This window comes from Rhodococcus sp. G6(2025) (assembly GCF_058628105.1).
The window spans coordinates 2,417,587-2,430,309 of the sequence record NZ_CP179750.1 but is presented as its reverse complement, the minus strand read 5'-3'; the positions used below and the strand labels follow the sequence as shown (position 1 = coordinate 2,430,309).

The window sequence follows — 12,723 nt, the reverse complement described above, 5'->3', positions numbered from 1 at the left end:
CGTTTCCTACCGTGACCTGCGGGAGCGCGGCACCTGGCGAATCACGTCGCCTCGGTCACCCACGCACCGGCACGAAACGTTCGCTGAGGATCGCGACCAGGTCGGCCGGATCCGTGGTCTCGTCGTCCAACATCTCGAGGAGTGTCGTGCGCTGAGCCGGCGCGATCGGTTCGATTTCTCCGAAGATCTGCCATGTGTCACCCGCAGGGACGACGCGGGCACAGATCAGATTCCCGACGTGCAATTGCCGGCTCGCGGTACGTTCCCTGATCGCGTGCAGGTCACCGGTGCGCAGGTCCCGCGGTGTCAGACCCACACCCGGCCGGACCTCCTCCACCTCGTGCACCGACCGTTCGATCTCCTGCCACTGCCGTGCGAGTGCTAACTCGTCCGGGGGCAGCAAGTCGCCACGGCTGTCGACGAAGTCGGTGAACGCACCGCCTTCGAACAGCGCGACGTCGGCAACCAGCGGGTCGTCCAACGCCTCGAACAGCGCTTCCTCACCCACCCAGTACTCGGACCGAATTTCGGCGAACTCCAAGATCCGATCCCGCCAGCCGAGCTCCTCCGCGTGCAGCTTCGACTTCTGGTACAGCCACGCGGCCCGCTCGGACAACGGATGGTCGCCCTTTCCGAGGTGACATATCTTGTACTTCTTCCCCGACCCGCACCAGCAGGGATGGTTTCGGCCCAGTCCCGGCCTGGGAGTCGGCTGACTGTCTCGTCCGCGAACCTGTCCGCGCCCTCGTCCGCGACCGAGAACTCGAATCCATCGACGTCGGGCTCCCCGGATGCGAGGTGCAGGATCGGCTCGAAATCCTCCACCTCCACGACGTCGGCCGAGATCTCCCGCGCGGTGAGGCGGTGTGTGAGGACGCGGCCCGCGAGCAGAACGTCGAGTGCGACCTTTCGGTCGTCGGGGAGAATCCCGAGAAGCCGCGCGTCGAAGTCCTCGACGAATTCGATCAGCTCGTCGATGTCTCCCCTACCCGAATCCGCAAGCGCGACCGTCAGCTCCCGGTCGGAAAGGGGGCCGCGCTCCCGCAGCAAACCCATAGCGGCATCGAGCAGTTCGTCATGGTCTGCGATCACGGATCCGATCGTAGTGACGACTCCGTCACGCCGACGGCTGTCCGGCACGACTGCGCACAACTGCATGTGACACGCCGGGCGTGCGCTGCACTAGTGCGCACTCGGCGAGGAGAGACAGATTCTTCCCAGGTTGTTCTAAGGTTCTTCGGGGAAGCTGGTCGGCATGAGTGAAGACCGACGGATTTCCCGCCTGCTTCCCGTTCGCCGCGTCCTGGCGGCAGCCGGAATCGCCGGACTGGTCGCCGGTGGTGGTATGGCGGCGGCAGCGGACCCCGCGACCCCCGATTCGACGGTGGCCGCGCCCCTCGTCTCGGCCGGATTCGGCACTCCGGACGCCGTGTCCAGCGGTTCCTGACATCGCGCGACCGGAGAACCACCACATGACCAGCGCACGCAGCGCAACCGAATGGTCCACCTGGGGTGTGCACGCACGCATCGTCGTCACCGACCCCGACGCCCTGAGCTCGGCGTCGAACCTGATCCGCGGTTACCTCGCGGCCGCCGATGCCGCCGTCAACCGGGACCGCGCGGACGCCGAGATCCGCTCGCTCGACGAGGGCCCGAACACGGTCACCCCGATGTTCGCCCGGTTCCTCACCGACGCCCTCGCCGCAGCGCGGACCACGGAGGGCGCACTCGACCCCACGGCGTCGGCCCCCGCACCCCAGTCGTGGCGGTCGATCACCGTCGACGGCACCGAGGTCACGCTCCCCGCCGGGGTGGAACTCGACCTGACGGCCACCGCGCGGGCGAGTTCCGCCGACCACTGCGCATCGACGACGGCGGAACTTCTCGGGTGTGGCGTCCTGGTGGCGCTCGGCGGAGACATCGCCACCGCCGGGACCACACCACCGGGCGGCTGGCAGGTCCAGGTCCAGGACCTGCCGGGCGACCCCACCTGCCAGGTGTCGATCCCGTCGGGTGCGGCCGTGGCGACCGCCAGCACCGTCAAGCCGCTGCACCCCGACTCGATCTCGTTGTGGCGGACCGTGTCCGTGGTGGCCGGGTCGTGCACCACCGCGCACGCGTCCAGCACGGCCGCGGTCGGGATGGGCGGCGGTGCGATCGACTGGCTCACCAACCTCGAGCTGCCTGCCCGGCTGGTGGATCAGGAGTTCCGGGTGACCACCCTGGGCGGGTGGCCGAGCTAGGTCCGCCTACTCCTGCAGGCGAACCGCGTACTGGGCGTCGCGCAGGGCGTCGAGGAGATCCTGCCGGTGGCCGGGACCACGGGTCTCGACGGTGAGGAACACCTCCACCTCGTCGAGCGCGAGCGCACCGCCGGTGCGAGAGTGGACGACGTCCACCACACTGGCGCCGTTGCCGCTGATCACGCCGAGGAGACTGACCAGACCACCCGGTCGGTCCGGAATGGTCACGTGCACACCGAGATACCGTCCGGCCGCCCGGAGACCGTGATTGACGACGTGGGTGAGCAGCAACGGGTCGATGTTGCCGCCGGACAGCACCGCGCACACCTTCCCGGTGAGTCCCAGCTCGTCCGTCGAGCAGCTGATCAACGCGGCCACCGCCGCCGCGCCCGCAGGCTCCACGATGAGCTTCGCGCGTTCGAGGCACAGCAGCAGCGCCCGGGACAGGGCGTCCTCGCTGACCGTGACGATGGCGTCGACCTGCGAGCCGACGTGGGCGAAGGGCACGTCGCCGGGCCGGCCGACTGCGATGCCGTCGGCCATGGTCGACATGGTCTCCAGCGGTATCGGGCGGCCCTCCGCCAGCGAACGCGGCCAGGCGGCCGCCTGCTCGGCCTGGACGCCGACGATCCGCACGTCCGGCCGGGTGGCTTTGACCGCCGCGGCGATGCCCGCGATCAGCCCACCGCCGCCGGTCGGGACGACGAGGGTGCCGACGTCGGGTTCCTGCTCGAGGATCTCGAGCCCGACGGTCCCCTGCCCGGCGACGATGTCGACGTGATCGAAGGGATGGATGAGGACGGCGCCGGTCTCGTCCGCGAACTCCTTCGCGGCGACGAGCGCGTCGTCCACGGTGTCGCCGGTCAAGTGGACGGTGGCGCCGTACGCCTTGGTGGCGACGAGTTTCGGCAGGGGTGCGCCGGTGGGCATGAACACGGTGGACGGGATGCCCAGTTCCGTGGCCGCCCAGGCCACGCCCTGCGCGTGATTGCCGGCGCTGGCCGCCACGACCCCGCAAGCCCGTTCCGCGACCGACAGATTCGCGATCCGGTTGTACGCACCGCGCGGTTTGAAAGACCCTGTGCGCTGCAAGTTCTCGCACTTCAACGACACGACGTGCCCGCAGCGTTCCGACAGCGCCCGGGACGCGATCACCGGCGTCCGGCGCATGACGGGGTCCAGCAGCTTACGAGCTGCTCTGATCTGATCCAGCGTGACAGGCTCCACGCGGGCCAGCATAAGGCCTTCGGCCCGTGCGCCTTTTTGGTAGCGGCGGCAACCAAAAAGGCGCACGGGCGGCGAAGCCGCCTACTACTTCAGTGCCTGCTCGATGTCGCCCACGAGGTCGGCGGCATCCTCGATGCCGACGGACAGACGCACCAGGTCGTCCGGAACCTCGAGCAGCGAACCGGCGGTGGAGGCGTGGGTCATGGCACCCGGGTGCTCGATCAGCGACTCGACGCCGCCGAGCGACTCGGCCAGCGTGAAGATCTCGGTGCGCGAGCAGAAGTCCAGCGCGGCCTGCTTGCCGCCGGCGAGGCGGACCGAGATCATGCCGCCGAAGCGGCGCATCTGCCTCTCCGCGACCTTGTGGCCGGGGTGCGACTCGAGTCCGGGGTAGATGACCTGCGACACCGCGGAGTGCCCGGTGAGCAGTTCGACGACCTTCTCGGCGTTGTCGCTGTGCCGCTCCATGCGCAGGGAGAGGGTCTTGATGCCGCGGAGCGTGAGGAACGCGTCGAAGGGGCCGGGGACCGCGCCTGCACCGTTCTGCAGGAACGCGAACGCCGTGTCGAGTTCCTCGTCGTTGGTGACGAGTGCGCCGCCGACGACGTCGGAGTGTCCGCCGATGTACTTGGTGGTCGAGTGCAGCGCGACGTCGGCGCCCAGCTGCAGCGGCTGCTGCAGGTACGGCGAGGCGAACGTGTTGTCGACGACGATCTTCGCGCCGGCCTCGTGCGCGATGTCGGACAGTGCCTCGATGTCACCGATGTTGAGGAGCGGGTTGGTGGGCGTCTCCACCCATACGAGCTTGGTGTTGGGGCGGATGGCTGCCCGGACCGCGTCCACGTCGGACACCGCGGCGGGCGTGTACTCGATGCCCCACTGGGTGAAGACCTTGTCGATCAGGCGGAACGTTCCGCCGTAGGCGTCGTTCGGGATGACGAGGTGGTCGCCGGGGCGGAGCGCGGCACGGAGCAGGCAGTCGGTGGCGGCCATGCCCGAGCCGAAAGCGCGACCGTAGGTGCCCGACTCGAGGGCGGCGAGGTTGGCCTCGAGCGGTCGTCGGGTGGGGTTGCCGGTGCGGGCGTATTCGAATCCGTTACGCATGCCGCCGACGCCGTCCTGCGCGAACGTCGAACTCGCGTAGATCGGGACGTTGACGGCGCCCGTCTGCGGGTCCGGGTCGAATCCTGCGTGCACGGCCTTGGTGGAGAACCCCTGCCAGCTGATGTTGTCCGCTTTGCTGCGCTGCTCACTCATGGCCCCCAGCCTAGTGGGGACCTAATTCTCCAGATACTCCGCGATCGCGAACGCGACGTCGAGCTTGGTCGCGTCGCTGACGGAGGGGTCGAGCGCGTTGACGATGATGCTGTGTTCCGGGGTGAGCAGCGCCATGGCCACGACGTCCAGGACCACCCCGCCGAACTCGGCGGAACGGGGGTCGGGGACGACGTTGGTTCCGTTCCGCATCTCGACGAGGACGGCGGGATCCGTCACCTGCGGCTTGACCGACGCGGTGATGGTGCTCATGACGTTGGTCGGTCCCTTGGACCACGAGCACGTCGGATCGGTCGATCCGGGCAGTACGGCCTCGGTGAGATGCGGCCGGTCCGACACCAGGCGGCCGAGTGCCTTCGTCAGCGCGGTGCAGTCTGCGGATGCCTCCGAAGGCGACGTACCCGAAGAGACCGAGTCGATGTCCGACTGCGCGACCGCGGCACCCTCGATGCTGTTCCCGCATCCGGCGGCGGCGAACCCGAGCAGGACGGCCGGGACCACCAGAACACGACGCAGACGAGCACCCACTGTGATTCCCCCTCACGGACACCGCACCGGCGCCCCGCTGTGCACCGTACGTTCCGTGCGCAGCGGGGACCAGTGTTGTCTAGGAACCGGCGCTGAGGAAACCGAGAAGGTCGTGGCGGGTGATGACCCCGGCGGGCTTGCCGTCGTCGACGACCATCAGCGCGTCGGTGTCGCCGAGCGCCTTCGTGGCGGCCGACACGGGCTCGCCGGAACCGATGAGCGGGAACGGCTTGCTCATGTGCTTCTCCACCGGGTCGGCCAGGTGCGCGCGGCCCTCGAACACGGCACTGAGCAGGTCGCGCTCGGTGACGCTGCCCGCCACTTCACCGGCCATGACGGGCGGCTCCGCGCCGACGACGGGCATCTGGGACACCCCGTACTCGCGGAGGATCTCGATGGCGTCGCGCAGCGTCTCGGACGGGTGGGTGTGGACGAGGTCCGGGAGTTCGCCGGACTTGCCGCGCAGCACGTCGCCGACGGTCTTCTCGTCGGGTTTGCCGTCGAGCGGGGTGCGGAGGAATCCGTAGGACGCCATCCACTTGTCGTTGAAGATCTTCGAGAGGTATCCGCGACCACCGTCGGGCAGCAGGACGACGATGACGGCGTCGGGGCCCTCGCGCTTGGCGACCTCGAGTGCGGCGACGACGGCCATGCCGCAGGAGCCGCCGACCAGCAGGCCCTCTTCGCGGGCGAGACGTCGGGTCATCTCGAAGGAGTCGGCGTCGGACACGGCGATGATCTCGTCGGGGATGGACGGGTCGTAGGCGCTCGGCCAGAAGTCCTCGCCCACGCCCTCGACCAGGTACGGACGGCCGGTGCCACCCGAGTACACGGAACCCTCGGGGTCGGCGCCGATGACCTTGACCTTGCCGTCGGACACCTCCTTGAGGTAGCGGCCGGTGCCGGTGATGGTGCCGCCGGTGCCGACGCCCGCGACGAAGTGGGTGATCTTGCCGTCGGTGTCGGCCCAGATCTCGGGGCCGGTGGTCTCGTAGTGGCTCTGCGGGCCGCCCGGGTTGGAGTACTGGTTGGGCTTCCAGCCGCCGGGGAGCTCGCGTGCGAGCCGGTCGGAGACGCTGTAGTAGCTGTCGGGGTGCTCGGGCGCGACCGCGGTGGGGCACACCACGACCTCGGCGCCGTAGGCCTTGAGGACGTTCCGCTTGTCTTCGCTGACCTTGTCGGGGCAGACGAACACGCACTTGTATCCGCGCTTCTGGGCCACCAGGGCGAGGCCGATGCCGGTGTTGCCGGACGTGGGCTCGACGATGGTCCCGCCCGGCTTCAGCTCACCGGACGCCTCCGCGGCGTCGATCATCTTGACCGCGATGCGGTCCTTCGAGCTTCCACCCGGGTTGAGGTATTCGATCTTGGCTGCAACGGTCCCGTGGTTCTCGCCGATGACAGAAGAGAGCTTGACGAGAGGGGTGTTGCCGATCAGGTCGACGACGTGTTCCGCGATGCGCATGCCTCCATGCTCCCAGATGCCCTGATCCGATGCTCACAGACGTCCGGCACGGGGGCCCTGATCCGACTAGATTGGTGCGGACGCAGTCCGCTGGAACCCGTGAGATGAGCACCAGGTAGCGGAAAGGTGAGACCAGTGCCCAAGAGGACCTGGCAGAGCGGAGTGAAGGCCGGCGCCGCGGCTGTCGTGGCAGGTTCGAGCGCAGGCACGCTGTCGTGGGTGGCGTACTCCTATCTGATGTCCCAGGCGACGGCGGCCCGCGGTGTGATCGGGCGCAACGTCGCCAAGCCGCCGGAGGCCGACGGCGTCTACTCCCCCGGCGACGCCGTCCCCGAACGCTGGCTGCGGACCACCCCGTACGACGTCCATCTGATGATCTTCGGCGACTCCACGGCCGCCGGGGTGGGATGCCTGTCGGCGGACGAAGTTCCCGGCGTGCAGATCGCGAGGCGCCTCGCCGACGAGACCGGCAAGCGGATCCGGCTGAGCACCAAGGCCATCGGCGGCGCCACGTCCCGCGGACTCAGCGGGCAGGTGGACGCGATGTTCGTTGCCGGACCGCCGCCGGACGCCGCGGTGATCCTGGTCGGCGCCAACGACGTCACATCGAAGAACTCGATTCGGGCGTCGGCGCGCAGACTCGGGGAAGCGGTGGAACGGCTCCGCGCCCGCGAATGCGCAGTCGTCGTCGGAACGTGCCCCGACCTCGGGGTGGTGACCGCGATCCCCCAGCCCCTGCGGACCGTCGTCCGGACGTGGGGGTTGCGCCTGGCGAGGGCGCAGGCGGCCGCGACCAGCGCGGCGGGTGGCCACCCGGTGGCGTTGGCCGACCTGCTGGCGCCGGAGTTCCTGGCGGCCCCCGACCGGATGTTCTCCTCCGACCACTTCCACCCGTCCGCGGCGGGGTACGAACTGGCGGCGATGCAGATCGTGCCCGTTCTCGCGACCGCTCTGGGCATGTGGCACGGCGGACCGCTGCCCGACCTGCCCGAGGTGTCGGAGGCCGCGGAATCACGCAAGCTGTCGACCCGAATGACCGCCTCGCTCAACCGTTTCCTGTGGCGACTCAGTGCCCGGCGACGCACACCTGCCCGCCTCGACGAACTCCTCGCGATCGAGGAGGCGTCCGCGTCCAGGACGCGACGGGTCGCTGAGTGAGATGGCGATGTCCCCGGTGCCGCCCGGCAACGTAAGTTGTCGGGAAGGCCACAGAACGGGTGGTCTGCAACACAGTGCAGACCCCCGCAGTTGACAAAGGAGTTTTCATGCCCGAGGCAGTCATCGTCTCCGCAGTACGCTCACCGATCGGCCGAGCCATGAAGGGCTCACTCAAGACCATCCGCCCGGATGATCTGACGACGCAGATGGTGGCCGCGGCTCTGGCGAAGGTCCCCGAACTCGATCCCACCGAGATCGACGACCTGCTCCTCGGCTGCGGCCAGCCCGCAGGCCAGTCGGGGTTCAACATCGCCCGCGTCGTCGCGGTGGAACTGGGCTACGACTTCCTGCCCGGCGTCACCGTCAACCGCTACTGTTCCTCCTCGCTGCAGACCACCCGCATGGCACTGCACGCGATCAAGGCCGGCGAGGGCGACGTGTTCGTCTCCGCCGGCGTCGAGTCGGTGTCCAGCTTCGTCACCGGCAACGCCGACGGCCTGCCGAACACCAAGAACCCGAGGTTCGCCGACGCCGAGGCGCGTACCGCGAAGCTCGCCGAGGGCGGCGTCGCCTGGACCGACCCGCGCGAGGACGAGCAGATTCCCGATGTCTACATCGCGATGGGCCAGACCGCCGAGAACGTCGCCTCGGCCACCGGCATCACCCGTGAGGAGCAGGACCGCTGGGGCGTCCGCTCCCAGAACCGCGCGGAGGAAGCGATCAAGAACGGCTTCTTCGAGCGGGAGATCACCCCGGTCACCCTCCCCGACGGCACCGTCGTGTCCGCCGACGACGGCCCGCGCGCCGGCACCACCTACGAGGGCATCAGCCAGCTCAAGCCGGTGTTCCGGCCGGACGGCACCGTCACCGCCGGCAACGCGTGCCCCCTCAACGACGGCGCCGCCGCGCTCGTCATCATGTCCGACACCAAGGCCAAGGCCCTCGGCCTGACGCCGCTGGCCCGCATCGTGTCCACCGGGGTGTCCGGACTGTCCCCCGAGATCATGGGTCTCGGCCCGATCGAGGCCGTCAAGAAGGCCCTCGCCATCGCCGGCAAGTCCATCTCCGACATCGACCTGTTCGAGATCAACGAGGCGTTCGCGGTCCAGGTTCTCGGATCGGCTCGCGAACTGAAGATCGACGAGGACAAGCTGAACATCTCCGGCGGCGCCATCGCCCTCGGTCACCCGTTCGGCATGACCGGTGCCCGCATCACCAACACCCTGCTCAACAACCTCCGCGAGCAGGACAAGACGTTCGGCGTCGAGACCATGTGCGTCGGCGGCGGGCAGGGCATGGCCATGGTCCTCGAGCGCCTGAGCTAGGCCCTCCGGGCCCGTGCGCCTTTTTGGTAGCGGTAGCGACCAGAAAGGCGCACGGGCGCGAAGCGCCTACCCGAGGATGTCGGTGGCCTTGTGGTCGGCGTCGACGCCGTCGGCCATGACCACCAGTCCGTCGGAATGCTCGGCGCGGAGCGGGAGGATCTCCCGGTACGCGTCGGACGTGTACCAGCCTTCGAGGTGCTCGCGGTCGGGGAACTCGATGACGATGAACGCGCCGTCGGACGTTCCCTCGACCACGTCCTGGCGTCCGCCGTGGACGATGAACTTGCCGGAGAACGGGCGGAGGGTGCCGTCGATGCGTTCGAGGTATTCGACGATCTGCGGACCCATGTCGACGTTCTCGAGGTGGGCCATTCCGTACGCGCTCATGTCGTGCACCTTCGGGTGGGGCTGGTTGCTGCACACGACATTCCTCCGCCGGGGTACGCGCGTCGATTACCTCCGAGGTAATCGAACCGGGCCCGCACAACAGAGAAGGCCCCCGAGAGCATGCTCTCGGGGGCCTTCTCGTGGAACTGCTAGTCGCTGTTGAAGTAGCTCAGGAGTCGCAGGATCTCGACGTACAGCCACACGAGGGTGACGGTCAGTCCGAATGCGACGCCCCATGCGGCCTTCTCCGGCGCCTGGGCGCGGATCAGCTGGTCGGCGGCGTCGAAGTCCAGCAGGAAGCTGAATGCGGCGATGCCGATGCAGACGAGGCTGAAGATGATCGCCACGGGACCGCCGTCGCGGAGGCCGAGGCCGCCTTCGGTGAAGAAGCTGGCGATCACGTTGCCGAGGGCGAGGACGACGACACCGATGAGGGCGCCGATGATCATCCGTGTCAGGCGGGGTGTGACTCGGATCGCGCCCGTCTTGTAGACGACGAGCATGCCGAAGAACACGCCGAACGTGCCGAGTACGGCCTGGGCGATGAGCGCCGCTCCGCCGACTCCGCCGAACGTGATGTCGGTGAACATGAACGACAGGGCGCCGAGGAACAGGCCCTCCGCAACCGCGTAGGCGAGGACGATGCCCGGGTTGTCCATCTTGCGGCCGAACGTGGCCACGAGGACCAGCACGAGACCGACGAGGCCACCACCGATGACCAGCGGGGTCGCGAGGTTCGCGTCGTTGCTCACCAGGAAGTAGGAGATGATCGCCGATACCGTGAGCACGCCGAGCGTGACACCCGTCTTGGTGACGACGTCGTCGATGGTCATCGAACGGTAGTCGGGGCCCGTCCGGTAGGGCTCGGCCTGCGTGTACTGGGGCTGGCCGAACTGCTGCGTGACCTGCGCTGCGCCGGCCGTCGTAGATCCGAACGAGGCGTATCCGCCGCTGCCCTCTTGTTTGGGCAGGTTGCGGAACACCGGGTTACTGGTGGTGCGCACCGTGCACATCCCTTCTCGTGGCTCGCCGGGTGGATCCGGGTTTCTTGTACGTTGAACGTCCCGCACCCACCGCAAGTTCCCGTTCGTCGCTTTCGGGTCGGACAATTCGGACTCTACCGGTGCCGTGGGGACACCCGCCAGACGAGGCACGGGTCGGCGCGGCGGTCAGGCCACCGATCGGGTGACGGTGAATTTGGGATTCCGGCCGACGACGTCCGTCGGACCGACGAGCCGCTGCAACCGGCCCCGGTACCCGAGATGCGAGTTGTACACGGTCCACAGCTCTCCGCCGGGCCGGAGCACCCGCCCGGCTTCGGTGAACATCTTCGACGCGCCGCCGGTGTGGACGGCCGCGCCGACGTGGAACGGCGGGTTGCACAGGACGACGTCCTGGCTGTCGGTGGCGAGGGTGGACATGGCGTCGTCGCGCAGCGTGCTGACCCGTCCGTCGAGTCCGTTGGCGCGGGCGGTGGCGGCCGCCGACGCCACCGCGGCCGACGACTGGTCGGTGGCGATCACCGACACTTCCGGGAGGAGCCGGGCGAGGCTGACGGCGAGAATGCCCGTTCCGCAGCCGAGGTCGACCGCGGCCCGCGCACCGGGGTTCACGCGCGGAAGGAAGTCGAGGAGGTACCGGGTCCCGATGTCCAGCTTGGGGCCGGCGAACGCTGCCCCGTACGAGACGACGTCCAGCCCGATCTCGGCGAGATGATCGGTGACGGGGTATGTCTGCTGCGCCACCTCCACCGGACCCCTCGCGATCAGCACCCGCGACTTCTGCCTGCCGAGGGTCGCGCGGACGTCGGAGAACGAGCGCCCGAGCACGTCGTTCATGGCGGTGGAGATGTGCTTGTTGCGTCCACCCGTGTAGACGACGACGGACGGGTCGGCGTGGCGGGCGATCGCCTCGGCAACCTCGGTGAGTTCGGCGAGGCTCCGCGGCAACTGCATCAGCACGACCGTTGCGCCCGCGAGCAGCTCCTCACCGAGCGCACACGCCCGGTAGCGGTCGGCGAGCCCGACCGTCGCGGCGTTGGCGGCGAGCGCCAGTTCGCCGGTCAGCGGGTCCTGGTGCACGCGGATCCCGGTGGAGCCGTTCGCCGCCGCGGCGCCGAGGGTGAGCGCACCGTAGTGGTCGCCGATCACGGCGAGCGCACCGGCAGGTGCCGCCGACAGGGCAGCCGCGGCCTCGTCGAGGATCAGCCGGTCGGCGGCGTCGACGGCCGTCAGGTTGGGGGCCTCGACGTCGGGACGGCGGCGGAGGCGGGCGAACAGTGCGTCCCGGTCGAACACTTCGGAGTCGAGCACGTTACTGCGACACCCACTGCGCGACGTTGGCGACGGGTTCCCGGTGGGTGCGGAATCCGTTGACGGGGTTCTCGGTGTCGGGGTAGCCGAACGAGATCGCGCAGACGACCCTGCGGTCCTCGTCGAGCGAGAAGAAGTCGTGGATGAACCGCGAACTTCCCGCGACGGCGGCCTGCGGGATGGTCGCGACCCCGAGGCTCTGCGCGGCGAGGAGGAACGTCTCGACGTACAGGCCGCAGTCCACGGCGCCGTACGTGCCGAGTGCCTCGTGGGTGGTGACGATCGCGACGTGCGGCGCGCCGAACAGGTCGAAGTTCTTCATCGTCTGCTCGGCCGACGCGGCCCGGTCGCCGGGCGCGATGCCGACGCTGGAGTACAGCTGCATGGCGCACTCCCGGCGGCGTTGCTTGTGCTCGCCGACGTATTCGCGGGGCCACTCGAAGTCGGACTCCTGCGGGTGGGTGCGGACGTACTCCGCCAGCCCGGAACGGAACCGCTCGGTCCCCTCCCCCTCGGTGATCGCGACCTGCCATGGCTGCGTGTTGCACCACGACGGTGTCTGCTGGGCGAGCTCAAGGATCCGCTCGATCACCTCGCGCGGCACCTGCGTCGGTAGGTAAGCCCTGCAACTGATCCGCGCGTCGAGGAGCTGGGCCAGGGTCCGCTCGGCCAGGCTCGTGTCCGCTGCCGCAATGCCGGTATCCGTCACCGTCGAATTCTCCTCGGGTCTACTCGTTCTCGAACACCGCTCTCTGTGTCGTGCGACCGCGATATGCTGGCGTCAGTGCACCGAGAAGGTGATT

The 12,723-nt window shown here is 68.8% G+C and carries 14 protein-coding genes; 5 read left to right on the top strand and 9 right to left on the bottom strand.

The features are described from left to right. Positions 1–55 precede the first annotated feature (55 nt). A complete protein-coding gene (locus tag ACLIVD_RS10995) occupies positions 56–616 on the bottom strand; it encodes a hypothetical protein (RefSeq protein ID WP_280781534.1) in 561 nt (186 codons plus the stop codon). A gap of 182 nt (positions 617–798) precedes the next feature. Between ACLIVD_RS10995 and ACLIVD_RS10990 the strand changes: the two genes are divergently transcribed. The 3 genes from ACLIVD_RS10990 to ACLIVD_RS10980 are packed head-to-tail and all read left to right on the top strand — an operon-like array spanning position 799 to position 2,243. Further along, complete coding sequence (locus ACLIVD_RS10990; protein ID WP_491932471.1) at positions 799–1,263, top strand: hypothetical protein; 465 nt, start codon at positions 799–801, stop codon at positions 1,261–1,263. Then, positions 1,256–1,447, top strand: a complete 192-nt coding sequence (locus tag ACLIVD_RS10985; protein ID WP_164059019.1) for a hypothetical protein — start codon at positions 1,256–1,258, stop codon at positions 1,445–1,447. Before ACLIVD_RS10990 ends, ACLIVD_RS10985 begins: the two co-directional genes overlap by 8 nt. Positions 1,448–1,472: 25 nt before the next feature. Then, positions 1,473–2,243 carry an FAD:protein FMN transferase gene (locus ACLIVD_RS10980; RefSeq protein ID WP_280781532.1) on the top strand — a complete coding sequence of 257 codons (771 nt, stop codon included), beginning with the start codon at positions 1,473–1,475 and terminating at the stop codon, positions 2,241–2,243. A 6-nt stretch (positions 2,244–2,249) separates the two neighbouring features. On the opposite strand, the gene ilvA is transcribed toward ACLIVD_RS10980, so the two are convergent. The 4 genes from ilvA to ACLIVD_RS10960 form a co-directional block, all read right to left on the bottom strand. Further along, complete coding sequence (gene ilvA, locus ACLIVD_RS10975) at positions 2,250–3,482, bottom strand: threonine ammonia-lyase (RefSeq protein ID WP_280781531.1); 1,233 nt, start codon at positions 3,480–3,482, stop codon at positions 2,250–2,252. Between the two features lie 72 nt (positions 3,483–3,554). Further along, the gene (locus ACLIVD_RS10970; RefSeq protein ID WP_283331359.1) at positions 3,555–4,727 is read right to left on the bottom strand and encodes a cystathionine gamma-synthase; all 1,173 of its coding nucleotides are present in this window, start codon (positions 4,725–4,727) and stop codon (positions 3,555–3,557) included. Between the two features lie 21 nt (positions 4,728–4,748). Next, positions 4,749–5,273, bottom strand: coding sequence for a hypothetical protein (locus ACLIVD_RS10965; protein WP_280781529.1), 525 nt, complete (start codon positions 5,271–5,273; stop codon positions 4,749–4,751). A 79-nt stretch (positions 5,274–5,352) separates the two neighbouring features. Then, the gene (locus ACLIVD_RS10960) at positions 5,353–6,738 is read right to left on the bottom strand and encodes a cystathionine beta-synthase (RefSeq protein ID WP_280781528.1); all 1,386 of its coding nucleotides are present in this window, start codon (positions 6,736–6,738) and stop codon (positions 5,353–5,355) included. A gap of 135 nt (positions 6,739–6,873) precedes the next feature. Here ACLIVD_RS10960 and ACLIVD_RS10955 point away from each other — a divergent pair, with 135 nt between their 5' ends. Continuing rightward, entirely contained in the window at positions 6,874–7,896 is a 1,023-nt protein-coding gene (locus ACLIVD_RS10955; RefSeq protein WP_283331360.1) for an SGNH/GDSL hydrolase family protein, read from the top strand. A gap of 107 nt (positions 7,897–8,003) precedes the next feature. Further along, the gene (locus tag ACLIVD_RS10950; RefSeq protein ID WP_491932470.1) at positions 8,004–9,221 is read left to right on the top strand and encodes an acetyl-CoA C-acetyltransferase; all 1,218 of its coding nucleotides are present in this window, start codon (positions 8,004–8,006) and stop codon (positions 9,219–9,221) included. 66 nt (positions 9,222–9,287) lie between these two features. Here ACLIVD_RS10950 and ACLIVD_RS10945 read toward each other — a convergent pair whose 3' ends face one another. The 4 genes from ACLIVD_RS10945 to ACLIVD_RS10930 all read right to left on the bottom strand — a co-directional run bounded on the left by ACLIVD_RS10945 (position 9,288) and on the right by ACLIVD_RS10930 (position 12,629). Next, entirely contained in the window at positions 9,288–9,608 is a 321-nt protein-coding gene (locus tag ACLIVD_RS10945; protein WP_280781525.1) for a DUF1330 domain-containing protein, read from the bottom strand. A 149-nt stretch (positions 9,609–9,757) separates the two neighbouring features. Next, positions 9,758–10,612 (bottom strand): Bax inhibitor-1/YccA family protein, encoded by an 855-nt coding sequence (locus ACLIVD_RS10940; protein ID WP_280781524.1) that lies wholly within the window; start codon positions 10,610–10,612, stop codon positions 9,758–9,760. A 165-nt stretch (positions 10,613–10,777) separates the two neighbouring features. Next, positions 10,778–11,920 carry a class I SAM-dependent methyltransferase gene (locus ACLIVD_RS10935; protein ID WP_283331362.1) on the bottom strand — a complete coding sequence of 381 codons (1,143 nt, stop codon included), beginning with the start codon at positions 11,918–11,920 and terminating at the stop codon, positions 10,778–10,780. Between the two features lies 1 nt (position 11,921). After that, a complete protein-coding gene (locus ACLIVD_RS10930) occupies positions 11,922–12,629 on the bottom strand; it encodes a nitroreductase (RefSeq protein WP_280781522.1) in 708 nt (235 codons plus the stop codon). Positions 12,630–12,723: the final 94 nt, after the last annotated feature.